The organism is Cohnella sp. LGH (genome assembly GCF_017671885.1).
In the GTDB taxonomy this organism is placed as follows: Bacteria; Bacillota; Bacilli; order Paenibacillales; family Paenibacillaceae; genus Cohnella; species Cohnella phaseoli.
This window is the reverse complement of sequence record NZ_CP072117.1, coordinates 4,386,409-4,410,077: the sequence shown is the minus strand read 5'-3', so window position 1 is coordinate 4,410,077 and position 23,669 is coordinate 4,386,409. Positions and strand designations below refer to the sequence as shown.

General features: G+C 56.5%; 20 protein-coding genes. 14 read left to right on the top strand and 6 right to left on the bottom strand.

From position 1 onward, the window contains the following. Positions 1–96 precede the first annotated feature (96 nt). The 7 genes from J4772_RS19035 (at position 97) to J4772_RS19005 (ending at position 7,712) form a co-directional block, all read left to right on the top strand. A complete protein-coding gene (locus J4772_RS19035; protein ID WP_209076725.1) occupies positions 97–1,026 on the top strand; it encodes a carbohydrate ABC transporter permease in 930 nt (309 codons plus the stop codon). Positions 1,027–1,048: 22 nt separating this feature from the next. Continuing rightward, the gene (locus J4772_RS19030) at positions 1,049–1,882 is read left to right on the top strand and encodes a carbohydrate ABC transporter permease (protein WP_246016475.1); all 834 of its coding nucleotides are present in this window, start codon (positions 1,049–1,051) and stop codon (positions 1,880–1,882) included. A 167-nt stretch (positions 1,883–2,049) separates the two neighbouring features. Then, complete coding sequence (locus tag J4772_RS19025; protein ID WP_209076723.1) at positions 2,050–3,873, top strand: cache domain-containing sensor histidine kinase; 1,824 nt, start codon at positions 2,050–2,052, stop codon at positions 3,871–3,873. 2 nt (positions 3,874–3,875) lie between these two features. Then, entirely contained in the window at positions 3,876–5,441 is a 1,566-nt protein-coding gene (locus J4772_RS19020) for a response regulator transcription factor (protein ID WP_209076720.1), read from the top strand. 11 nt (positions 5,442–5,452) lie between these two features. Continuing rightward, the gene (locus J4772_RS19015) at positions 5,453–6,760 is read left to right on the top strand and encodes an extracellular solute-binding protein (protein WP_209076718.1); all 1,308 of its coding nucleotides are present in this window, start codon (positions 5,453–5,455) and stop codon (positions 6,758–6,760) included. Positions 6,761–7,041: 281 nt separating this feature from the next. Next, positions 7,042–7,389: an MmcQ/YjbR family DNA-binding protein gene (locus tag J4772_RS19010; RefSeq protein WP_116060406.1), complete on the top strand. Its 348-nt coding sequence runs from the start codon at positions 7,042–7,044 to the stop codon at positions 7,387–7,389. 170 nt (positions 7,390–7,559) lie between these two features. Next, the gene (locus tag J4772_RS19005; protein ID WP_209076715.1) at positions 7,560–7,712 is read left to right on the top strand and encodes an alpha-L-rhamnosidase C-terminal domain-containing protein; all 153 of its coding nucleotides are present in this window, start codon (positions 7,560–7,562) and stop codon (positions 7,710–7,712) included. Between the two features lie 112 nt (positions 7,713–7,824). Here the strand turns inward: J4772_RS19005 and J4772_RS19000 are convergent, their stop codons facing one another. The 3 genes from J4772_RS19000 to J4772_RS18990 form a co-directional block, all read right to left on the bottom strand. Next, positions 7,825–8,928 (bottom strand): serine hydrolase domain-containing protein, encoded by a 1,104-nt coding sequence (locus J4772_RS19000; RefSeq protein ID WP_209076712.1) that lies wholly within the window; start codon positions 8,926–8,928, stop codon positions 7,825–7,827. 13 nt (positions 8,929–8,941) lie between these two features. Continuing rightward, positions 8,942–9,529, bottom strand: coding sequence for a TetR/AcrR family transcriptional regulator (locus J4772_RS18995; RefSeq protein WP_209076710.1), 588 nt, complete (start codon positions 9,527–9,529; stop codon positions 8,942–8,944). A 643-nt stretch (positions 9,530–10,172) separates the two neighbouring features. Further along, the gene (locus J4772_RS18990; RefSeq protein WP_209076708.1) at positions 10,173–11,153 is read right to left on the bottom strand and encodes a LacI family DNA-binding transcriptional regulator; all 981 of its coding nucleotides are present in this window, start codon (positions 11,151–11,153) and stop codon (positions 10,173–10,175) included. A 172-nt stretch (positions 11,154–11,325) separates the two neighbouring features. On the opposite strand from J4772_RS18990, the gene bglX reads away from it, so the two are divergent. After that, entirely contained in the window at positions 11,326–13,509 is a 2,184-nt protein-coding gene (gene bglX / locus J4772_RS18985) for a beta-glucosidase BglX (protein ID WP_209076706.1), read from the top strand. Positions 13,510–13,522: 13 nt separating this feature from the next. Beyond that, the gene (locus tag J4772_RS18980) at positions 13,523–13,921 is read left to right on the top strand and encodes a hypothetical protein (RefSeq protein ID WP_209076705.1); all 399 of its coding nucleotides are present in this window, start codon (positions 13,523–13,525) and stop codon (positions 13,919–13,921) included. A gap of 175 nt (positions 13,922–14,096) precedes the next feature. On the opposite strand, the gene J4772_RS18975 is transcribed toward J4772_RS18980, so the two are convergent. Next, a complete protein-coding gene (locus tag J4772_RS18975; protein WP_116060417.1) occupies positions 14,097–14,969 on the bottom strand; it encodes a carbohydrate ABC transporter permease in 873 nt (290 codons plus the stop codon). Between the two features lie 18 nt (positions 14,970–14,987). Continuing rightward, positions 14,988–15,941, bottom strand: coding sequence for an ABC transporter permease (locus J4772_RS18970; protein WP_209076704.1), 954 nt, complete (start codon positions 15,939–15,941; stop codon positions 14,988–14,990). Between the two features lie 145 nt (positions 15,942–16,086). Here J4772_RS18970 and J4772_RS18965 point away from each other — a divergent pair, with 145 nt between their 5' ends. The 4 genes from J4772_RS18965 (at position 16,087) to J4772_RS18950 (ending at position 21,869) form a co-directional block, all read left to right on the top strand. Next, entirely contained in the window at positions 16,087–17,925 is a 1,839-nt protein-coding gene (locus J4772_RS18965; protein WP_247741149.1) for a sensor histidine kinase, read from the top strand. Continuing rightward, positions 17,906–19,519: a response regulator transcription factor gene (locus J4772_RS18960; protein ID WP_209076702.1), complete on the top strand. Its 1,614-nt coding sequence runs from the start codon at positions 17,906–17,908 to the stop codon at positions 19,517–19,519. Before J4772_RS18965 ends, J4772_RS18960 begins: the two co-directional genes overlap by 20 nt. Positions 19,520–19,620: 101 nt before the next feature. After that, positions 19,621–21,333, top strand: a complete 1,713-nt coding sequence (locus J4772_RS18955) for a type 2 periplasmic-binding domain-containing protein (RefSeq protein WP_209076701.1) — start codon at positions 19,621–19,623, stop codon at positions 21,331–21,333. Between the two features lie 131 nt (positions 21,334–21,464). Beyond that, positions 21,465–21,869 (top strand): DUF2269 family protein, encoded by a 405-nt coding sequence (locus J4772_RS18950; RefSeq protein WP_371822907.1) that lies wholly within the window; start codon positions 21,465–21,467, stop codon positions 21,867–21,869. A gap of 13 nt (positions 21,870–21,882) precedes the next feature. Here the strand turns inward: J4772_RS18950 and J4772_RS18945 are convergent, their stop codons facing one another. Next, the gene (locus J4772_RS18945; protein ID WP_209076696.1) at positions 21,883–22,464 is read right to left on the bottom strand and encodes an NAD(P)H-dependent oxidoreductase; all 582 of its coding nucleotides are present in this window, start codon (positions 22,462–22,464) and stop codon (positions 21,883–21,885) included. Between the two features lie 168 nt (positions 22,465–22,632). Between J4772_RS18945 and J4772_RS18940 the strand changes: the two genes are divergently transcribed. Continuing rightward, complete coding sequence (locus J4772_RS18940; protein ID WP_247741148.1) at positions 22,633–23,667, top strand: AraC family transcriptional regulator; 1,035 nt, start codon at positions 22,633–22,635, stop codon at positions 23,665–23,667. Positions 23,668–23,669 lie beyond the last annotated feature (2 nt).

Sequence of the window (23,669 nt, the reverse complement as noted above, 5' to 3'; positions counted from 1 at the left end):
TGCCGCTTCGTCCAACCGACGACGGCTGCGCAAGCGAACCGGGCTTAAACCGTTCGGGGCGCAGCCGTCGCTATCTCTTAGAAGGAGGCCATAGCCGTGTCGCAAGCGACGTTATCCCGCAAATCCCGGTTCCGAACCGGTCTGGCGCAATGGCTGAACGCGCTTCCGTTTATCGCGGTCGGCATCGTCGGCGTGCTCGTCTTCGTCGTCTACCCGATGATCCAGAACGTCAAGGTGAGCTTTCAGGAGTTCAACATTTTGCCCGGCCAGGACAGCCCGTGGGTCGGGTGGGACAATTATCGGGCCGTGTTCGACGATCCGAACCGGAAGTTTATGATCGCGCTGAAGAATACGTTCCTCAACGTCGCGGTCACCGTGCCGATCAACTGGTTTCTGGCCGTTTTTTTCGCCGTCGTCATCAATACCCGATTCGTGAAAATGAAGGTCGCGTTCCGCACCTTATACTATTTGCCGATCGTAACGTCGTGGATCGTCGTCGCGCTGCTGTTCAAATATTTGTTCGCCGACGGCTCGGGCGGCTTCGTCAACTACGTGCTGCTGCACATCGGCATCCTGTCCGAGCCGATCGCCTGGAAGAGCCACTACTGGTCGGCGATGATCATGATCTGGCTGTTCCATATCTGGAAAACGGTCGGCTGGGGCGTTGTCATCTATTTGGCCGCCCTCCAAGGCATCCCGCGCGATCTGTACGAGGCTGCGGATATGGACGGAGCTTCGGCGATAGGAAAATTTTTCCGCGTGACGCTGCCGATGCTGCGCCCGATTACGGTGTTCGTGCTGATCAACCTCGTCAACGGCGCATTCGGCTTTTTCCCGCAGGTATACTTCATTACGGCCGGCGGGCCGATGAACCAGACGCAGGTCATTCCGAGCTTGATCTATATGGAGGCGTTTAAGCACTTCCACTTCGGGGAAGCGGCGGCGATGGGCGTCATGATGGGGCTGCTCGTATTCGCCGTGACGTATTACCAGATGACCAAGATCGGCAAGCAACGCTTGTTCTGACGACGATGGGAGGAATCGCGCCATGCGAACGCCATGGATGACGAAGCTCGCCGTATACGCCATACTCGTGGCCGGAGCGCTGCTGTTCGTCTTTCCGTTTATTTATATGATTCTCACTTCCTTCTTCACGGCGACGTTCTCGCTGCCGCGGCCGGAGGAGGTATTCAGCGTCACGCCCAACTTTATCAACTATCAGGTGGTCTGGGGCAAAAACCACTTCGCGCAGTATTTCGGCAACAGCATGCTGCTCACATCGGTCGCGATGCTTGGGGCGCTGCTCGTCAGCTCGTTGACGGCATACGGCTTTGCGCGGTTTTCTTTTCCCGGCAAGGAGGGCGTATTCCGCCTGTTCCTGCTCACGATGATGATCCCGTCGGTCATCAACATCATTCCGCAATTCATCATCATCAAAAATATGGGACTGGTGAACACCTACGCGGGTTTGTGGCTCATCTACATCGCAGCCGGGGTGGTGGGCAATATGTTTTTCCTGCGGGGGTTTTTCGAGAGCATTCCGCGGGAGCTGGAAGAGTCGGTGCTGATTGACGGCGGAGGAAGCTGGCGTATCTATTGGAACATCTATCTCCCCTTGTCGCTGCCTGCAATGGGAACGCTGGCGATCTTCGTATTCCAGGCGACGTGGGAGGAATACTTCCTGGCGCTGACGATTATCAAAAGCGAGGCGCTGCGCACGCTGCCGATCGCGATTCTGATGTTCAACGACAAGTACGCCACGAATTACGGACAAATTTTCGCCGCGTCGCTTATCGCGCTGCTCCCGGTTATTCTCATCTATGTCGCTTTCCAGAAGAAGTTCGTGCAATCGGGCTTTAACGAAGGGGCGGTAAAAGGGTGAAAACTTGCGTACTTGCGAGCTTGACGGTCTGAGAGGCTGAGCTGCTGAGGTGCTAAGGTGCGAAGACGGACGGGGGACGGAATTCCGGAAAATGATACACCCTGCTGAAAGTGCTTTCACCGCGTCCTCCGGACGGTGTACAATAGACGTACGGGGAGGGGAGGCGGATGAATCAGCTCGTTTGGGGCGCGGCTCAGCGGCTTCGCGGAAGCAGGCGGTTCGCAACGAAAATGATTTTGGCCCTGCTCGTCGTCATCCTTATTCCGACGCTGACAAGCGTGCTGTTTTACAATGCCTCGTCGAAGCTCGTGAAGAAGAACGTGCGCGTCTCCTCGCTGCAGCTCGTCCGTCAGGCCGCGGACGCGCTGTCCGCGATTATGCTGGCGGGAACGGACGCCTCCAATATTTTGTACAGCGACGTCAAGCTGCAGCAAGCTGCGCGCAATACGACACCGACTCCAGAAGAGGAAGAGGCCTACAAAACGTACGTGTCCAATCTGCTGAACAACTACGTGGGCTCCAACTCCTTCGTCAAAACGCTGTACGTGCTGAGGGAGGAAGGCACAAGCTGGGGCAGCGGCTCCTTTAAGCTGTCGAAAATTTACGTCCAATCGCTGCACGATCTGGAATGGGCGAAGCTGGCCCGAATGAAGGACGGGGAGCCGGCGTGGGGCAAGCTGGCTTACGATCCGTACAGCGGCATCGGGGACATCAACGATCTGGTGCTGCCCGTAATTCGCGTGATCAAGGATTTCGAGTCGCTTGCCGACATCGGCTACCTGCTGGTGAACTTGGACGGCAATAAAATATTGGATCGCATCGGACAAATCCGTCTCGGCAATAGCGGCGGATTTTTCGTCGTGGACGAGTCGGGCACGATCGTGATCGATCGTCGGCTGGATCGACTCGGACAGCCGCTGTCCGATCCCGAGCTGAGGGAATGGGCGGCCACCGGCAGCGCCGCCGAGTTCGAGCATGAGGAGGACGGCGTCCGCTTCTACCACATCAAGCAGCCGCTGGCCAACGGATGGAGCGTCGTCGGCTCGGTGCCGATTCACGAGATTACCGATCAACTGACGAGCATGCGGCGCATGATCTGGACGTCTGCGCTCGGCTTCGCGCTGCTTGCCGTGGCGATCGGTCTTATTCTGGCCCGTCAGGTGACGAAGCCGATCCAGCAGCTGACCTCGCAGATGAAGGTGGCGGAGGGAGGCGACTTCACTGCGCGCACGGAGGTGAGAACCAAGGACGAGATCGGGCTGCTGAGCCAGCAATTCAACAAGATGATCAGGCGGATCAACGAGCTTGTCCGCGAGGTGCGCGAGGTGAACGAAAGCAAGCGCCAGGCGGAGCTTAAAGCGGTGATGCATCGGATCAATCCGCATTTTCTGTTCAATACGCTTAGTACGATCAAGTGGCTCGTCCGCTACAATCAGAGCGCCAAAGCGTACGACGCGCTGTCGTCTCTCGTGCTGTTGCTTGAGGCGAACATGGGCAAAAAGGGCAGCTTCGTCACGCTGGCGGAGGAGTTGGATATCGTCGCCAAATATTTGTCCATTCTGCAAATTCGGTACGATAAAGAATTTCGGCTGCATGCGGATATCGCCCCGGAGGCGGAGATGTTTCCGGTGCCGCGTATGCTCGTTCAGCCGATCGTGGAGAACGCCGTATTCCACGGGCTTGTTCCGCTTGGCGGTGGCGGCGATATCTGGATCGAAGCCCGGGCGACGGAGCAGGCGATCGCCATCGTAATCCGCGACAACGGCCGCGGGATTTCGCCGGGCGACCTGCAGAAGCTGGACGATTCGCGGCAGGACGCGGAGCCTTCCGGAATGACGGGCATCGGGCTGACGCACGTCCGCGAATGGATTCGGCTTTATTATCCGCCCGGCTCGGAAATGCGGATCGGAAACGACCCGGAGGGCGGCGCGATCGTACGCATGAAGCTGATCAAGCCGGTCGACGCGCAGGTCAAGCGGGAGGGGGAATAACGATGTATCGGGCAGCGATCGTAGACGACGAACCGGTCATCCGGTTCGGAATTAAGGCGTCGGTCGATTGGGGATCGGAGAACGTCGGACTCGTCGGCGACTTCGCCAATGGGGACGAAGCCTGGCAGTCGCTGGAGAGCGAGCCGGTCGACATTCTGATCACGGACATCAAAATGCCCGTGATGGACGGTCTCGAACTGACGAGACGGACGCTGGAGCGGCATCCGCGTACAAAGGTGATTCTCGTCAGCAGCTACAACGATTTCGAATATGTTCGCCAGGGCTTAAAGCTTGGCGTCGTCGATTATTTACTGAAGCCGACATTGGAGCCGGAAGGGCTGCTGGAGCTTGTTCGCAAATGCTTGCGGCAGATCGAGGAGGAGCGTCGCCAGGAGGAAGACCGGCAGTTGGTCCGGAGGACGAAGCTGGTCTCGGACCGCAAGCGGCTCGAATCGGACGTCAAACGGGCGCTGGCCCACGACGACGAAGGACTGGAGGCGGAAGCGGTTCCCGAATGGATGCGGCGCGGCTATGCGATCTGTACCGTGCTCATCGACGGGCTAAGGGAGACGGAGGAGCGTTTCGGCCAGCTGCATGGAGGCATTTTGCTGGAGGAAATGCAGGAGCTGTTCTATGAGACGGCAAAGGAAGGCGTCGCTTTCCTGATCGGCTCGAGGACGCTGGGGATGATTGTGCCCTCCGGAGAAGACGAGGGCTTGCCGACTCAGCTTGACGCCGTTGCCGAAGTCTGGGCGGCCCGGCTTGGGGTCAAGGTAACGATCGGCGTCGCGCTCGGAGGGGATGCGGGGGAACTGAGGGACGTGTTCCGGAGGAGCGGAGCGACGGCTGAACGTCGGTTTTTCGAGGGCGGCGGGCACTACGGCCCGCTTTCGTCCGAGCAGGCGGAGCGGCGGGCGTCCGATTATCCAAGTGTCGGCCAGCTGCTTCAGGAGCTGAAGACATGCGCGCATTCCCGCGACGCGGAAGCCGCCGACAAGCTGGTGCGCGCCTGGATCGGGCGTTGGGAGGCGCTGCGACCGAGCCCGGATGCGGTCCGCCGCGAGGCCTTCGAGATCGTAACGACGCTGTTCCTTAACGAGCAGGAGATGATCGTGCTGCTCGAAGGCTTCGAGGAGCTGAAGCGCAGCGAAACGCTTGACGAACTGACCGTGCTGTTGCAGGCGCAAATCCGGGGCTACCGGAAGTCGTTCGCCGCCGGTTCGCACACTTATAAGGGTAACAAACAGCTGATCGACAAAGCGATCTCTTACATCGCGCAGCATTACACGGGAGAGATTACATTGCAGCAGCTGGCCGATTACGTTCATATGAGCAAAAATTATTTTTGCTTGCAATTCAAGCATCATACAGGCTTCAATTTCATCGATTATTTGATTCGGCTGCGTATCGGCAAGGCGAAGGAGCTGCTTGCGGACCCGCGACTCAAAATATACGAGGTGGCGGAGAGGGCCGGCTTCAACGACGTCAAATATTTCAGCAAGCTGTTCAAGAAAACGACCGGCGCGTCGCCGGTCGAATACCGTGAGCGCCAGTTGCTGCGCCAATAGGGGGGAGGACGGTGGAGAAACCCACAGCCGTAACGGTCATGGGGCTTGGCTTTCGCTGGCTTGCCGCTCTATGGCTGACGCTGGCCGCCGTTCTGCTGCCTGGCTGCGGCGCTGAGAGCATTATCGACGGAGACGAGGTTGAACGGGTTATGCAGCCGGAAGCCAGAAACGTGATCACCGTCTGGCATACGTATAGCGAAGTAGAGATAAAAATTTTCGAAGAGGAAGTCATTCCGGCCTTCGAGGCGAAGTATCCCGATATTCGCATTGTGTCGGTTAAGCATCTGTACGAATATTTCAAGGGCTCGCTGATCGCCGAGACGACTTCGGGCGCTGGACCGGACGTCGTGCGCATGGATATCGCTTGGCTGCCGGAATTCGCCAGACTGGGGCTAATCGACCTGATCGAAGCTTACCCCGAGCTGCCGCGCGTGACGGAGCTGCTTCTAAAGTCGGCGCTTGAATCCGGCAAATATGAAGGACGCTACTACGGCTTGCCGCTCAACATCAATACGAAGGCGGCGATCTACAGCCGCGAGCTGCTGCGCAAGGCCGGACTGCAGAAACCTCCGGAGACGATGGACGAACTGGTTGCGCTTAGCGAGCGCACCGGCTACCAGCTTGGCGTCAACGGCATTAATACTTGGGCGGTGCTGCCGTATTTCATCGGGCTTAGCGGGCAGCTCACGAATAAGGACTATACGAGGGCGAGCGGTTATTTGGATAGTCCGGCGAGTGTCCGGGCCGTGGAGACGTTAAAGCGGCTGGTCGGGTCGAACCTCGTCAGCGCGGACGTGCTGTCCGGCAAAACGGAGCGCTGGCAGGCGGTGCTGAACGGCGAACTGCTTATGATGGACGAGGGGCCTTGGTATTACACGATACTGTCGAATGTGGAGGGCTACGATATCGAGAAGCTGCAGCGGGATACGCTGTTGGCTCCGTTTCCGCATAACCCGGGGGCGAAGGGCTCGATTATTGGCGGCGAAAATTTAGTGCTGATGAAAAATTCCCGCCACAAGCCGGCAGCCTGGACGTTCATGAGATGGATGGCGGGAGCGGAAGCGCAGCGGCTCATGTTCAAGGCCGGACTGCTGCCGACGAACGCCGAGGCTAGCGAATCGGAGGAAACGTATAGTCCGACAATTCGGCCCTATGTAGAAAGTCTGGACGCCTCGTTCCTCCGCCCGCCGGTGGCGAACTGGGCCAAAATCGACGCAGCGTTTAACGAAATGTTCGAACGGATGCTGCGCGGCCGCGTTCCCGTTGAGCTCGGCCTCGAGCAACTGGCGAAGCAGATTGACGCGTGGCTGCAGGAGTGAGTTAGACGACCGGCTCGCGTAACGGTTTGAGAGACCGTAAGAGGCGGCCAAACGGCTGAACTAGCGCGTGTAACGGTCTGGGAGACCGTAGGAGGCGGGCAAATGGCTGATCTAGCGAGTGTAACGGTCTGGGAGACCGTAGGAGGCGGGCAAACGGCTGAACTAGCGCGCGTATCGGCCGGATCATTCGCATTTTTTTCGAAGAGACGGCAGTAAATTGAATCGGACATGTCGAAAATAGAGTGAAGACGCAAGTACGACGAAAAAGCAAGGAGGCCGCCATGGTTACTAACGATGAACTGCGCCAGTTGGCGCTGGAGCTGCCTGAAGCGGAAGAACATCCCCATTGGGATAAGCCTTCATATCGGGTGAGAGGCAAAATTTTCGCCGTCGAGCAGCCGGATGGCGCGACTGCTTTGCTGAAGATGTCGTTGGAGGAGCGGGAAGCCCAGGTGACGCTTGCTCCCGATATTTTCAGCGTTCCGGAGAAGTACGCCACGCTTGCTTATGTCTTTGTAAGACTCGACCGGATCGATCGGGACGAGCTTCGCTCGCTGCTCGCCGCCGCATGGCGGGAGGTCGCCCCGAAAACGCTCGTTAAGCGCTATTCGAACGAACTTCTTCGCTAACTGCAACCTCCTCGCTCCTCACAGATTTATTTTTTCCGCCAATGTCCCTCCACACATCCGCCACACTAGAGCTTCGTACAAGCTTCCGGTGATGGCCTATTTTTTTGATATCGCTTGCACTACAATAAGCAAAGAAGGAACGGCATGGACAGCAAGGAGGGACTTCGGTCATGCAGTGTAACGATTGGCGGCTGGACGGCGCGACGGCGACGCAGATTGTGACGGTGCCGCCGAACGCGACTGCGGTCGTGCACCTGCCGGGAGCGAATCTGTCCGAAGCCCGCGCGAGGGAGGCAGGGCGCTGCGGACGACGGAAGGGTTGATCTCCGCTCGCCAGACAGAGTATAGAGTCGTCGCCGAGATCGGCAGCGGCAATTATATGTTTGAGTATACGCGTTAAACAACGTAAGCCCGGCCGTTTGGCCGGGCTTACGCCTATCGCTGCCTGTCGCAACGCCGCAAAATGTCGATCGCCTTAAACATCAGTCTCAGCCCTTTTCGATTGTAACGGAATTGATTCAAGCCACCGATGAGATAGGCGTCGGTCTCCGGATGATAGAACAGCCACGAGCCGGACGTTCCCATATTGCCCCAGGAGCTGTATTTGCCGGGCATAAGCAGAAACATCGGCTTAATGATCATCAAACCGTAGCCGTAATCGATGCCGGGAAAAAACCTCCCCCGTTCGCTTTTCATTTTAGCCAATGTCGTCTCCCCGACGATGCGATGTTCGACCAGCGCCTTCATCAGCTTAAGCTGATCTGCGGTTGTGGACACGACGCCGCCTCCCGCATACATGAAGCTCAAGCTTTCGAGCTCGGTCACATCGCGGTTGCGATCATATAACCGGGCGAGCGTAGGGGAGCCGTTCGACTGCTCGATGGGTTCGGAGTAGCGGGAAAACCAGGTTTGCTTCATATCCAATGGCTCGAAAAGATGTCGGCGCAGCAGCTCATGGTAAGGCTTGCCCGTTGCCTGCTCCAGCGCGATGCCGAGCAGATGGTAGCCCGTATCCGAATAGTGGAAGCCCGCTCCCGGCGGAAAATGATTTTTCAGCCTCGTTTTTGTCCACTCGACCATCTCCCTAGGCGTCCACCCGCGCTGCGCATTCCCGAAAATGAGCTCAAGCATCGATGCCTCGCCCTTCGGCTTATCCTCAAAAAAATCGTTCAAGCCCGACGAGTGGTTCAGCAAATGCTTGACTCGAATGGCGTTTCCGAAATCCTGTCCCTTGTATAGATGCAGGCCGCGCAGCAGCTCGGGATCGAGATAGTCCGAGATCGGGTCGTCAAAGCCGAGCAGACCCTCTTCGACAAGCCGGGCGCAGAGGACCGCGGCGAACAGCTTGCTGACGCTGGCAATGTAATAGGGCTGGTCTTCATGGACGGGGGCAGCGCGGTCGGTGCCTTCCGCGAGCTTCAGATGAACGCCTAACCGTTCGGAATGTACCAAAAAATAAGCGTTGCGGATTAGCGGATCGCGATTCACCGTACGCTGGAACAGCGCTTCGATTCGCGATTGCGCTTCGATTGCATTCATCGCCGTTTCCCCTTTACTTTTGCGGATCGTTAGGTACAGCTTGTTTTCGCGCCAGTTCGGCGGCGATCAGATCTTCTCCCGTTTGCTGGAGCAGCTCGACGAGCGTCTCTTCGCTTACTCTCGGGAGCGAGCCATTGATGTCCATCACGGACAGCCCTAGCTGAAAAATACGCATTTTGAATAAAATCCCCATCAATTCCTCTTCCGAGAACGGCGCAAGCTTGGGTGCGCCCTTCATCTGTGAGAGGAGATCTGCGACGGGCATTTGGACATCCTTCAGGCGGGGATGATTATTAACCGCGAGTTCGCGAAACAGCGCAGGATGCTCTCGAGCGAACTTCAGGCTGGCGATGCCGATGCTTAAGAAAGGGTCAGGGCTGTATGGCGTTCGCGCCATCTCCGCCGACAGGTCGAAGATTCGGACCAACACCGCGTCCTTCAGCTCCTCAACATCTTTGAAATTGACGTAGATCGGCGCGATCGAGCTGCCAAGCTCGTCGGCGATTTTGCGGATCGTAATCGCGTCCAGCCCTTCGCGGTCGGCGATGGCAAGCGCGGCGTCGACGATCGCTTCCTTGGTAAATTTAGCTTTTGGCGGCATAGCGACCTCCTTGAATATCGATTGATACGTATCATTTGATATATATCATGCCATAGCGAAACGGCATTGTAAAGAAGTAAGCGAGGCTGAGGCTGAAAAGACGGATGAGTTTATGGCATGCGAAGAGACTTCCGCGAGGGAAGTCCGGTGGACAATCGTACAAAGTTAGGGGGTTGGACCGATCGGGCTTAAGCGGCGGGCGTTTGTAGGAGAAATCGTACAAAGCGACTCGGATCGGGCTTAAACGGCGGGTGTTTGTAGGAGAAATCGTACAAAGCGACTCGGATCGGGCTTAAGCGGCGGACGTTTGTAGGAGAAATCGTACAAAGTAGCTCGGATCGGGCATAAGCGGCGGGTGTTTGTAGGAGAAATCGTACAAAGCGACCAAAATCAAAGGGATGTCACTAAAGTGTATTCGATGATTATGCGGATAACTGCTGTTGATTTATCTGGAAAGTGTTAAGGGTCAATCCACATACGCTCCTGAAATTAACCTTGTCACCGGTTTATCCATTCCGTATTTCGGGAGCGTATAGCAGCGGAAGGAGGTGCATACCCTTGCAACTTGTTCATCGACTATCTTTTACAGCAACTTGTAGGGCTTATGGAACTGCATCTTCTCAACTAGTGTTGTTGACCGAGGCTAATCGACTGAGCGGTGGGAGTCTACGGATTCGCCCTGAATCAGGGAGACGTAGATTCTTTCGGCTTCGACGGGCTGTCCGGCGATCATTTTGAGCAGCTGCTCGGAGGCGATTGCCCCCCATTTGCGCATCGAATAATCGATAGTGGCCAGGCGCGGCCTGGCGAACTGGGCCAGTTCGATATTGTCGAACCCGATTAAATGAATGTGCTTCCCGATTTTCAGATCGGTGTGAGTCGTAAAATAGCGGTAAGCTCCGACAGCCATTTCGTCGTTCAAGCAAAATACGGCCACGGGCCGATCGTAGTCTTCCGAGATCGTGCGGGCCGCGGCTTCGCCGGACGCTCTGCTGAAATTGCCCGGCAGCTCGACGACTCGGGCGTGCGGAGCCCGTTCAGCGACTTGGCGGACAGCGCGCAGGCGTTGATTGGCGTCGTAGGAGCCGACGGGACCGGTTACCGCATAAATTTTGTCGTGTCCCTGCTCCAGCAAATATTCCATCGCCAGTGTCGCGCCGGCTTTATTATCCAACAGCACCTGGTTGACGTTCGGATGCGCCAACTCGCGATCAAGCACGACCGTTTTGTGGCCCTTGCCGGCGTATCGTAGCAGCTCTTTGTCGGAGAAAGTGACGTCAAGCACCATTGCGCCATCGATCATCCGCTCGGGAATGAGCCGTCGCGATTTCTCTCCGCTGCAGACGAGCAGATCGTATCCTTTGCCGCTCAAATATTCCTTAACTCCTTGCAGCAAGTCGCCGTAAAAATTGCCGCTGAAATCGGTCAGGAAGATACCGATTAAGTTGGACTGACGCTTTTTGAGCAGACGGGCGGCGGCGTGGGGAAAGTAATGAAGCTCTTCGGCGATTTGCAATATTTTGGCGGCAGTCTCCTTTGTGACCTTGTCGCTGCCATTGAGGGCGTACGAGACGGTCGAGATAGAGACGCCGGCTTGTTTCGCGATGTCCTTGATGCTAGCCAAAAAGGTTCTCTCCTTCGAATTCGGGTGAAACGTTTCGATTTTAACTATACCGGATATGGAAACCGTATTCAATAGTGTGATTTGAACGTTTGACAGCAGTGAGGAGCGGTTTTATAATCGAATTGAAACTGAAATCGAAACGTTTCGATTACATCTGAGAGGTTGCGAAAACATGGCGGATTGGAACGATAAACAGCCCGATTTACAGCAAATTTTGTGGGAAATGACGTTGGACGAGAAAATCGCGCAGCTGATCCAGCTTGCGGTGCCTTTCTACGAAGGGGCAAAGGACGGTGGGTTAATAACGGGACCGATGGCGTCGCTCGGAATTGACGAGACGACTGTCCATAATTCCGGCTCGGTGCTCGGCATGGCCGGAGCGCAAGAGGTCATCAACGTGCAGCAAACGCATTTGGAGAAAAACCGCCACGGCATTCCGCTGCTGATGATGGCGGATATTGTCCATGGGTTTAAGACGATTTTTCCGGTTCCGTTGGCGATCGGATGTTCGTGGGATATGGAACTGGCGGAGCGAAGCGCGGAGATCGCGGCGAAGGAGGCGTCCGTTTCGGGCGTTCACGTTACCTATGCTCCGATGGTCGATCTCGTACGGGATCCGAGATGGGGTCGGGTGATGGAGTCGACAGGGGAGGACCCTTATTTGAATTCGGAATTCGCCCGGGCGTTCGTGCGCGGCTTCCAGGGTGACGATCTGTCCGCCGATACGGACAGGGTTGCGGCCTGCGTCAAGCATTTCGCGGCGTACGGAGCAGCCGAGGCCGGACGCGATTACAACACGGTCGATCTGTCGGACCGGCAGATGCGCGAGTTTTATTTGCCAGCGTATAAGGCTGCGCTGGACGAGGGCTGCGAGATGGTCATGACCTCGTTCAACACGGTCGACGGCGTTCCGGCAACGGGCAACGCGAAGCTGATGCGCAAGCTGCTGCGGGAAGAGTGGGGCTTCGACGGCATACTTATTTCGGACTGGGGCGCGGTGAAGGAGCTGATTGCTCACGGAATCGCTGCGGACGAGCGGGAAGCGGCGTTGAAAGCGATGAAAGCGGGAGTGGACATCGAGATGATGACCTCCTGCTACGTAAAGCATCTGTCCGAGCTCATTGAGAGCAAGGAGATCGACGAGGCGCTGATCGACGAAGCGGTGCTGCGGATTTTGACGCTGAAGAAAAAACTGGGCTTGTTCGACAATCCGTACAGGGCAGCCGATCCGCAGCGAGAGAGCGAGATCGTGTTCTGCGACGAGCATCGTCGCGCTGCACGGGAGTTAGCGGTGAAATCATGTGTGTTGTTGAAAAATGAGGGCGTGCTGCCGCTGGACAATAAACGAAAGATCGCCCTGATTGGTCCATTCGCGACTAGCGGGGACGTGCTCGGACCGTGGTCGTGGACGGGCTCAAAGGATGACGCGATCAAGCTTGCCGACGGCATGAGGAGCAAGCTTGCCGGCTCGGCTGAACTGCTGGTGGCGGAAGGCTGCGGCATCGAAACGGCCGAGGCGCAGCAGTGGCAGGCGGCTTTGGCTGCGGCTCAGGAAGCCGATACGGTCGTACTGGCGCTTGGCGAGCATTCGGACATGAGCGGGGAAGCGGGCTGCCGGGCCGATATCCGCCTGCCGCAAGTACAGCTGGAGTTCGTTCGCAGCATTCGGTCGCTTGGCAAGCCGACCGTCGTCGTGCTGTTCAATGGGCGTCCGCTGGATCTGCATGGCGTGTATGACGAGGCAGACGCGATTTTGGAGGCGTGGTTCCCGGGGTCTGAAGCGGGCGACGCAGTGGCGGACCTGCTGTTCGGGGATGCCAATCCGTCGGGACGCCTGACGATGTCGTTCCCTTACAGCGTCGGCCAAGTGCCGGTGTATTACAACGCCTACAACACGGGCCGCCCGCAGGGCGCGCCGGACGCGCAGGTCCGGTACGTGTCGCAGTACTTGGATATTCCGAATGAGCCCCTGCTGCCTTTCGGCTTCGGGTTAAGCTATGCGGACTTCGAGTACAGCGACGCGCAGTTGTCGTCCGACGAAATGACTTCCAGCAGCACGTTAAGCGTCTCAGTCAAGGTGGCGAACAAAGGCGCGGTCGCCGGGGTTGAAACGGTGCAGTTGTACGTTCGCGATTTATCTGGCGAGGTTGTTCGTCCGGTGAAGGAGCTAAAGGCGTTCCGCAAAGTCTCGCTTCAACCCGGAGAAAGTTGCGTAGTCGAGTTTACGCTGGAAGAGCCGCAGCTTCGCTACTACCATTCCGATCTTACGCACAGCAGCGACGCCGGCGCATTCATCGCCTACGTGGGACCGAACAGCCAAACAAACACCGCTCTACCTTTCCGGCTCATTAAGTAATCTGACGTGAGGATTGGAGCGTGCAACGGTCTGCGAGACCGTAAGAGGCGCGAAAGAGGGACATCCGAAGCGTGTAACGGTCTGTCAGACCGTAAGAGGCGCGAAAGAAGGACGTCCGGAGCGTGCAACGGTCTGCAAGACCGTAAGAGGCACGAAAGAAGGACGTCCGGAGCGTGCAATGGTCTGCGAGACCGTAAGAGGCACGAAAGAAGGACGTCCGGAGCGTGTAACGGTCTGTCAGACCGTAAGAAGCGCGAAAGAGGGACGTCCGGAGCGTGCAACGGTCTGTCAGACCGTAAGAGGCGCGAAAGAAGGACGTCCGGAGCGTGCAACGGTCTGCGAGACCGTAAGAGGCACGAAAGAAGGACGTCCGGAGCGTGCAACGGTCTGCGAGACCGTAAGAGCAAGTTGAGATAAGGCCAATAATGGCAAACAGAGGAGATAGGGCTGTTCCATATGCAGTATGGGGCAGCCCCTCTTTCGCGGCGGTTTTGTGCATTCGTTGAAGGCATAAGACGCAAAAAAGCGCCCCCTAAGAGGCGCTTAACTTTGCAACGCAGATGCAGTCATCGGGTGTTTGCTTGCGATTATTCCTTAACCGCGCCAATGACGACGCCCTTAACGAAGAAACGCTGCAGGAACGGGTAGACGAGCAGGATCGGGAGCGCGCCGATGAAGATTTGCGCCGCTTTGATCGTCCGCTGCGCTTTGTTGACGACAACCGAGACGTCGAAGCCGGTCATGTCCTCGGCGACGATAATGGTTTGCATGAAGCTGGCGAGCGGAAGCTTTTCGGCCGTTTTCATGTAAATCAAGCCGTCGAAGTAGGCGTTCCAGTGGCCAACCATTGTGAACAGGGCGATCGTGGCGATGGAAGGCAGCGAGATCGGCAGGTATACTGAGAAAAATGTCCGCAGATGGCCCGCTCCGTCAATGAATGCGGCTTCCTCCAGCTCCTTAGGCACGTTGCGGAAGAAGTTCAGCATCAGAATAAGGTTGTAGACCGCGACCAACCCTGGAAGAACGAGCGCCATCAGATTGTTCATCAGGCCGAGCTTCAGGATCAAGATGTAGCTTGGAATCAAGCCCCCGCTGAACAGCATCGTGACGACGAAGTACCACATGTAGATGGTGCGTCCTCGGAACATGCGGTTGTCCTTCGACAGCGCATAGGCGGCGGTGGCGTTGACGACTAACGCAAGCGCCGTTCCCAGAAGCGTTCTCTGTACCGAGACGTTGAGGGAGGTTAAGAAGTTTTTGTTCTCGAACGTCCTTGCGTAAGCATCGAACGAGAAGTCGACGGGCCAGAGCGAGACGAGACCGGCGTTGGCCGGGGCCGAGGAACTGAGCGACACCATCAGCAAATGATACATCGGAAGCAAGCAAAGAATAGAGATTACGCCGAGCAGCACGTAGTTGAAGACGCTGAATATGCGATAAGGTACTGTTTTATGGTACATGCGATGTCATCATCCTTCCTAGAAAATTCGATATCCGGCAAGCTTGTAGGCCAATCGGTACGAGATCGCGATCAGGATCAGGCTGATCACCGATTTGAACAGGCTGACGGCCGTCGCGAAGCTGAATTGGCCGCTCAGCAAGCCTTCCCGATATACGAACGTGTCGATGATATCGCCTTGTTGGTAAATCATCGGGCTGTACAGGTTAAACACTTGGTCGAAGTTGGCGTTCAGCACGTTACCCAGCGCCAGCGTCGCGACGACGATCAGGATCGGAATGAGCGACGGAATCGTTACAAACATCGTTTGCTTAAAGCGACCTGCGCCGTCCACTTCGGCTGCCTCGTACAGAGAAGGATTGATGCCGGCAAGGGCGGCCAGGAAGATGATCGTGTTAAAGCCGAATTCCTTCCACACGTCGCTGACGACAATCGTAATTCGGAACCACGTGCCGTCTCCAAGAAAGAAGATCGGTTTGTTCAGGCCGAATACGTTCATCAGAAACTGGTTGACGATCCCGGTCTGGGACAGCAGGTCGATCAGAATTCCGGAGAGAATAACCCACGACAGAAAATGGGGCAAGTACACGAGCGTCTGGATCGCCCGCTTGTAGCCCATATTCCGCACCTCGTTGAGCAGCAGCGCGAAAGTAAACGGAATGATCAGGTTCAGCACCACTTTGGAGCAGGCGAACAGTAGCGTGTTGCCGATAATTTTCACGAAATAATCGTTCTCGAACATGTAATTGAAATGCTTCAGGCCGACCCACGGGGAGCCGGTAAAGCCGAGCGCCGCTTTATAGTCCTGAAAGGCGATAATAATACCGGACATCGGCAAGTAAGCAAATACGAATACGAGCACAACGGCCGGAAGCACCATCAGGTGCAGCGTCCACGGAATTCGATAGCCTTTTCTTTTCCGTGTTCCGGGGGCTTTAGTCAGTTTCGCATTCGGCAAAGTCGTATCGTTCATAGCTCTCTCCCGTTCCATGAAATTCCCATTATCGTTCAGGCCAAGGCCTGCTATATCATAGTAACAACGTGTGTGAGCATCGAACTATAGGACATTGTTAGGATCGATAGGGTTTTGTTAGGGTCATGAGCTGGGGGGACCGGATATGAAGCTAGGCAAGAGCATGAATTACGTCACGAAAAAATCAAGCCTGTTTGCGAAAATGAACGGACTGATCGCGTTGCTGTTCATCCCGATCTTGGCGCTGTACACGTACTCGAACCAGGTGGCGACCGATGTCGTCGACAAGGAGCTGAAGGCGTCTAATATTCGGCAGCTGTCCTTCCTGTCCGGCCAGATCGATTCGCGAATCAACCAGACGATGGACTTCGTCGTCACGTTCTCGCGCGACCCGAACGTGCGGAAGTTCAACGGCCTCAACATCTGGGACGATCGCTACGACAAGATGCAAACCCGCTACATCATCCAGGAGAAAATGGCGCTGCAATCCGGGATTATGAACATTTGGCCGGTCAGGTTTACCGTGTACTCGCAGTTAAACAAAGAGGCGATCTCCAACGCGACCGAGGATCAGCAGCCGGCTTACGACGAGGAATACCTCAGGCGCAACGTTACCGGCAGATGGTCCTACGGAGACGGAACAGAGCCCGCTCCCGGCCAGCAGCCGGCCTTTCATTGGTTTTTCACCGATTCGTTCGGCCAGCAGAACGTGCTGAGAGGAAGCAACCTGGTTGTGGAAGCCAGATTCAAGCACGACAACATTCAGAACATGCTCGATTCGTATAAGGAAGGCGGCCGCGGCGATCCGATTTTCTACCATCGCGGCGACCGGCCGATTACGAATCGGACGGCGTCCGCGCAGCTTACGGACGAACTGGTCCGATATCTCGACGGTACGGAACTTAAGGAGACGATGCAGGAGGTCGTCAAGCTACAAGGCAAGAGCTATCTGATCAGCGCCGTACTGTCGCCGCAGTTGGGCTGGCATCTGGTGGACGTCGTGCCGGTCGATCAGATTCTCGGCCCGATTTCGTACAGCCGCAATATGTTCTATCTGACGATGGTGCTGCTGTCCGTCGTCGGCATCTCGGCTTCCGTGTTGATCTATCGCAACGTACAGCGCCCGATCCGCAAGCTGATCCGCGGTCTTCAGAGCGTGCAGCGGGGAGACTTCTCGGTGCGCATCGACGCGAATGCGAACAACGAGTTTGCGTTTCTGTTCTACCGGTTCAACGATATGTCGCGGCAAATTCAAAGTCTGATCGAGAACGTGCTAAACGAGAAGCTGCGGGCGCGAGAGGCGACTTTAAAGCAACTGCAAGCGCAGATCAACCCGCATTTTCTGTACAACTGCATCGGCTACATGATTAATATGGCCCAAATGAAAGACGAGGAAGCGGTCGTCTCCATGGGGCACAATCTGAGCGCTTATTACCGCTACATTACGCGTATGGAACGGCCGACGGCGTCTCTGGCCGACGAGATGCGGCTGATCGTCAACTATTTGGACATCCAGAAGCTGCGCAACGGCCGAATTCACTATACGATCGACATTCCCGAGGAGATGCAGAGGCAGCAAGTTCCGCGCCTGCTGCTTCAGCCGATCGTTGAGAACGCCGTTATCCACGGCGTCGGCAAATCCTATTCTTCGGGAGAAATCCGCATTGCCGGAGAAATGCACGACGGCTTCTGCCGGATCTACGTGGATGACGACGGACCGGGCTTAAACGAGGAACAGCTCGAGGCGCTGAACCGCAAAATGAAGGAGCCGCTTCAGGACGACATGGGCTACGGCTTCTGGAATACGAGCCAGAGACTTGTGACGCAGTTCGGGGAGAAATCGGGACTCCGTTTCTCCGCCTCCGAGCTGGGCGGACTGCGGACGGAGATCGTCTGGGAAACGGCGGCGCCCGTCCAGGCGACAGAACAGAGAGCGACATCTAAACAAGAGGGAGACCTTACAGATGCAGATGATCATCGTTGACGACGAAGCCCATTGGGTAGACAACTTATCGACGACCAAGCCGTGGCACGAGCTCGGCATTGAACAGGTTCATAGGGCGTATTCCGCGCAGGAGGCGCTGCGCATTATCGAGACGTATCCGATCGATCTCGTCATTTCCGACATTCTGATGCCCGAGATGACGGGGATTGAGCTGATCGAGAAAATTCGCGAGCGCGACAAGCGGATCAAGTGCATCATCCTGTCGGGCCACTCCGACTTCGAATATGCGCAGGAGGCACTGCGCAACCAGGCGGTGGATTATCTGCTGAAGCCGCCGACCGACGCCGAGCTGACGGAGGCGGCGCGCTCCGCAATCGCTCAACTCAAGGCGGAATGGGAAAATGTCAGCTCCCGCGAACGAACCGAAAACACGCTCCGGGAAAATTTGCCGCTGCTGAGGGGACAACTGCTGCTGAACGCACTTCACGGCGAGCGCTTGTCCGAGGAGGAATGGGCGCGCAAGCTGGAAAGCTACGGCTTGCCGTTTCGCCGCGGGGACAGCGCACTGCTGCTCGTTCGTCTGGAGGACGAGTTCGGACAGCGGTGGAGCAACGGACAGCAGCTGTTGGAATATGCGATCCTGAACATCGCCGACGAAATATTCGGCGAATATGCGAACGTCTGGGGCGTTAAGGAAGAACACGGCTATCTTGCCTTTCTGCTGCAATTCCGCGATACGGCCGAAGTCGGCGCGGATCTGCTGCTGGAGAAGCTGTCGATGCAGCTTCAGGCGAAGGTGAAGCAGTTTCTGAAAGGCTCGCTCTCGATCGTGACGACCGAGACGTTCGTGTTCCCCGACAAGGCGGCGGAGCGTTACCGCCATGCGCTCGCTTATTTTCGGCAGATCGTCGGCGACGAGCGGGAATTCGTCATGCGGGCCGGCGATCTGGAGCGCAGCGTCTCGCAGGAATCGCTGGACGTGCTGCATGCGCCTCCGGGTCTCGGCAATCTGCTGGAGGCCGGTCGCTGGGACGCGGCCGAGCGGAAGCTGCTAGACATCTGCGCGGAGCTGGACGAGAAGGGCTCCGAATCGTGGGAGCATTGCCTTGAAGCAGGCTATGTCGTCGCCTCCTCGTTCGCGCATTACGCTCATCGCAACGGCCAATCGCTGGCGTCGCTGATCGGGGAAGACATAGAGCCGCTGCAGAACGGAGATGCCTTCGCCTCGATCGGCAAGCTGCGCAATTGGTCGCTTGGCGCTTTGGGCAAGCTGAAGGAAAGCGTGTCGAGCGAAGTGAAGGACATTCGCTCCGTATACGTGAAGAAAATCCAGGAGTTCGTCGAGAGGAATTTGCATCTGGACGTCTCTCTGCGGGCGCTGGCGGACCACGTCAACCTGCATCCGACGCATCTGTCGAAGCTCTATAAAATCGAGACAGGGGAAGGCGTCAGCGATTATGTATTCCGCCTAAGGATGGAGACGGCCTGTCATATGCTGAAGACGACCGAGAAGAAGATTTACGAGATCAGCTCGGAGATCGGCTATCTCGATCCGGCCTATTTTATCAAGGTATTCAAGCGCCAGTACGGGGTCACGCCGCAGGATTACCGGGACGGCAAAGCAACAACATGACAGAGTCCTATCGAAACTAACAAAATCCTATAGATGACCTTCATGCCCCGTTGGTAAAGTTACTCATGTGATCATCTTACAATGCAGGGGGATAAGCAAACATGAGTCAATTCAGAAAGCTATGGCTGCCTCTCGTAGGCGCGACGTTGGTCGTCTCGGCTTGCAGCAACAATGCGGACAACGGCGGCAACGCTGCCGCAACCGGTTCGGCAAGCCCTAGCGCCAGCGCCTCGACGTCGGCATCGCCTTCCGAGTCGAAGTCGGAAGCGGATCTCGCGTTTGAAAAAGGCAAATACGATCCGCCGATCGAGATCAGCACGGTCATTATGCCCAAGGAGTATACGAAAGGCGAAACGAAGGAAAATAACGTCCACGACCGCTGGATGCTCGAAACGCTCGGTCTCAAGTATAAGGATACCTGGTATCCGGCCGGCAGCGATCAGTACAAACAGCAGCTTCAGCTTGCGCTTACTTCCGGCGAGAAGCTGCCGGATTTCGTCATGGTGCCTACGGACGCCGTACTGACGAACCAACTGATCGATTCCGGACAATTCATGCCGATCGACGAACTGTTCGACAAGTATGCGAACGCTACCTGGAAAAGCCATGCCGAAGCGCATCCCGAGCTGTGGTATCCGTTCACGAAGGACGGCAAGAAATGGAACCTGCCGATTATGGAGTACACGGACAACGACGATACGCTTCTCTGGCTCCGCGAAGACTGGATGGAGAAGCTGAAACTGGAAGCTCCGAAGACGATCGCCGATCTTGAGAACATCATGGACAAATTCAAGAACGAGAATCCGGACGGTTTGGCTGCCAAGAACGTCTATCCGCTGGCCATCTCCTTGAAAAACAACACGAATACGTGGATGGGCGGACTGGATTGGCTGTTCGGAGCTTACGGCTCGGTTCAGGAGCAGTGGAATAAGGACGCAAACGGCAATCTCGAATACGGCTCCGTCAATCCTGGAGCGAAGCAGGCGCTTGCCAAGCTGCAAGAATGGATGGACAAAGGCTATATTCATCCGGACTCGGCGCTATGGGACGAAGGCAAATCGGCCGAAATCTGGACGAAGGGCAACGCAGGCGTACTGCCGGGCGCGAACTGGGTTCCGGACTGGCCGGCTCCCGATCTGCTCAAGAACGTTGCGGGCTCGAAATACAAAGCCTATCCGATCCCGGCAGGTCCGGACGGCCTGATCGGAACGAAATGGCAAAACTCCGGCGTCAACAGCAGCTTCATGATTAACAAGGATGCCAAACACCCGGAAGCGATCATTTTGTACTATAACTACTTGCTTGACAACCTGGCTAACCCGCAAGTCGGAAGCCCGTACGAATACGGCTTCGCCCAAGGCTACGACTGGGATATCGTCGACGGCAAGCCGACGAACGACAAGGACAAGATCAAGGACTTCTTCGACAAGTTCCCTTATATTACGGGGCCGGCGCGCATTCCGGATCTGTACATGAAATCCCTCGTGAAGCTCGCGGACGGCGGCACGGCGGAAACGCCTTACGAGAAGCAGCTCGCCACGTTCCGCAAACCGGAAAACTGGTATGCCGCGAAGGTCGTCATGTCGCAAATCGATATTCGCAAGCAGAACTACTTCACTGGCGCGGCTACGCCGACGATGATCTCGAAATGGAACCTGCTCCGTCAATCCGAGCTGGAGACGTTCAACAAAATCATCTACGGCAAGCTTCCGGTAGACGCGTTCGACGATTTCGTCGCAAGCTGGAAAGCGAACGGCGGCGATCAAGTGACGCAGGAAGTCAACGATTGGTTCAAATCCGTATCGCAAAAGTAAGTTTCTAGCAGCACCGGAAAGCTCATCTTCTCGCTGGACAGCGCGGAGATGGGCTTTTTTCGGTAGGCGAGGCCAGTGATTCGCAAGCTGTTGCAGCCCCAGACGCGTTAAGAGGAGGGAATAATTGATGAATCCATGTAGGAAATATCGTTACGGCTGCGTTCTGGAAAGTACGGGCGGACATCGGCAGGAATCCGGTCGTCGTTCGCGACGCTGCGAGGAGCGTTATGCTGGCCGATTTTGTTTTTACGCTGCCCGGGATCGTGCTGATTACGGTATCCGGTATCGCTATGGCGCACAAATCCGGCATTCCGATGAACGAAAGCAATTGGCTGACGATATCGCTAACCGTCTTCGGAGCGACCGGTCTGATCTCGGGCGCGGTGCTGATTCCGCTGCAGCGGGCGATGATCCGCCATAGCGAAGCATCCGTTGCTGGCGGAAGCTTATCCGCCGAATATCGGCGCGTATCGCGGCTATGGGCCGTTTTCGGCACAGCCGGACCTTGCTGCCGATCGTCGTGCTGGCGCTTATGATCGCCAAGCCGTTCTAGGCTTCGGTCATTCCCAGCTTCCTCGCCTGCTCCAGCCATGAGGTCCGCTGCGCGTCCGTGGAGTCTTTGATCGGGGTGATCTCGGTGATGCGCACCGGCTTAATGCCGCAAAACTGCAAAATGTTGCGTTTCATGACGCCGTGACCGGCCCGTCTGTAGATGAACCGGTTGTACCAGGACGGGGTGTCCATGGTGACGATTAGGCGTGCTGTTTTGCCCAGGAGCAGCTTATCCCATAGCGGGGAATTATCTCTGTACTTAAAAGCGAAGCCAGGCAGGAAAACGCGGTCGATGAAGCCCTTCAGAATGGCGGGCATGGCGCCCCACCAGGTCGGATAGACGAAGACGAGGTGATCGGCCCAGCGAATCGCTTCCTGGGCTTCGACAAGCGCGGGCTCCAGCTCGGTTCTTCGGCGGTAGCCGTATTTCAAATGCGGATCGAACGAGGTTGCGCTCAGATCGATCAAGCGCACGTCGGCCCGGGAGCCGATAGCTCCTTCCGCATAAGCGCGGGACAAAGCGGAACAGAAGCTGTCGGGGTTCGGGTGGCCGGAAATGACGAGAATTTTTTTGCTCATAGCATTGACCTCCATATCGGGAAGAGGAACCGGCTCGGGGTTCCTTTTCCCTGTTTTCGTATGTTAGGATATCGGGTAAGCACTGTATTCAGCATAAGGCGAGTCGCGGAAAACGCCTATGATGCGACGCGCAGAATTGCTGCTGAATTGCGCAAAGGAGGGTGACGGGTGAACGATCAAGGAATGGCTGTATCGATGGTGTATCCCATAGTGAAGACGCTCGTGCGCAAGGGCTATGATCCGGAGCGGTTCGGCGAGTTCGCGGCGTTCGATATGGGTCTGCTGCGAGACCCGGAAGCGAGAATTTCCGCGCTGGAGCTTGAGCGGCTCATGAATGCCGCCGCTGCTTATACGGAGGACCGTTATTTCGGTCTGAGCCAAGGGCAAATGACCGATTCGGCCGATATGGGCATTCTTGGTTACGTGATGATGCATTCGGAGACGATAGCGGGCTCTCTGGACGCGTATCGACGCTTCAACGTCATTCTGTGCAGTGGCTTTAATATTGCGCTGGAGGAGGAGGATCAGGACGTCGTACTCCGCCTCTATACCCAGAATCCGGCTGCTCGTATGTCCCGGCATTGCATGGAGGATATGGCCGGCTCGCTGTACCTGCTCATGCGCAGGTTCGCTAATAGACCCGTTTCCCTACGCGAGCTGCGATTTTCCCACGATGCTCCCGGGGATGTCGCGCCTTATGTGGACTTTTTCGGGATCGAACCGCGATTCGGCTGCGCGGAAACGTGTTTCCGCATCGACAGGGCGGTGCTGGACTACCCGATCTTATATTCCGATGCCCGTTTACGGTCGTCGTTCGAGGCGATCGCCGTTGAGACGATGAAAAGATTGACCCGGGGCAAAACGATGTCGGACAGCGTCTTTCAGTGGCTGATGCAGCGTCTGCCCATTTCCTTTCCCACGCTGAGGCAGACGGCCCTGCATTTCGGGATGAGCGCAAGAACGCTGCAGGCGAAGCTTCAGGAGGAGGGCGCCTCCTTCAACGGACTGGGCGCAAGCGCTCGAATGGAACTAGCCAAGAGCTATTTGAGCCGCTCAGAGCATTCGGTGTCGGAGATTGCATATTTGCTGCACTATTCGGAGCCTAGCGCTTTTCAGAACGCTTTCAAGAAGTGGGAGGGGGTTACTCCCGTGCAATTCCGGTCCGGAGCAAAGGAAGGGACGAAATTCACAATTGTGAGTTGACA

What these genes read in the sequence shown, in the direction of transcription:
- J4772_RS18995 (WP_209076710.1), bottom strand. Translation starts at nt 9,529, where the DNA reads ATGCCGCCAAAAGCTAAATTTACCAAGGAAGCGATCGTCGACGCCGCG.
- J4772_RS18975 (WP_116060417.1), bottom strand. Translation starts at nt 14,969, where the DNA reads ATGTACCATAAAACAGTACCTTATCGCATATTCAGCGTCTTCAACTAC.
- J4772_RS19005 (WP_209076715.1), top strand. Translation starts at nt 7,560, where the DNA reads ATGCAGTGTAACGATTGGCGGCTGGACGGCGCGACGGCGACGCAGATT.
- J4772_RS19025 (WP_209076723.1), top strand. Translation starts at nt 2,050, where the DNA reads ATGAATCAGCTCGTTTGGGGCGCGGCTCAGCGGCTTCGCGGAAGCAGG.
- J4772_RS18960 (WP_209076702.1), top strand. Translation starts at nt 17,906, where the DNA reads ATGCAGATGATCATCGTTGACGACGAAGCCCATTGGGTAGACAACTTA.
- J4772_RS18955 (WP_209076701.1), top strand. Translation starts at nt 19,621, where the DNA reads ATGAGTCAATTCAGAAAGCTATGGCTGCCTCTCGTAGGCGCGACGTTG.
- J4772_RS19030 (WP_246016475.1), top strand. Translation starts at nt 1,049, where the DNA reads ATGCGAACGCCATGGATGACGAAGCTCGCCGTATACGCCATACTCGTG.
- J4772_RS19000 (WP_209076712.1), bottom strand. Translation starts at nt 8,928, where the DNA reads ATGAATGCAATCGAAGCGCAATCGCGAATCGAAGCGCTGTTCCAGCGT.
- J4772_RS19020 (WP_209076720.1), top strand. Translation starts at nt 3,876, where the DNA reads ATGTATCGGGCAGCGATCGTAGACGACGAACCGGTCATCCGGTTCGGA.
- J4772_RS18945 (WP_209076696.1), bottom strand. Translation starts at nt 22,464, where the DNA reads ATGAGCAAAAAAATTCTCGTCATTTCCGGCCACCCGAACCCCGACAGC.
- J4772_RS19010 (WP_116060406.1), top strand. Translation starts at nt 7,042, where the DNA reads ATGGTTACTAACGATGAACTGCGCCAGTTGGCGCTGGAGCTGCCTGAA.
- J4772_RS18970 (WP_209076704.1), bottom strand. Translation starts at nt 15,941, where the DNA reads ATGAACGATACGACTTTGCCGAATGCGAAACTGACTAAAGCCCCCGGA.
- J4772_RS18965 (WP_247741149.1), top strand. Translation starts at nt 16,087, where the DNA reads ATGAAGCTAGGCAAGAGCATGAATTACGTCACGAAAAAATCAAGCCTG.
- bglX (WP_209076706.1), top strand. Translation starts at nt 11,326, where the DNA reads ATGGCGGATTGGAACGATAAACAGCCCGATTTACAGCAAATTTTGTGG.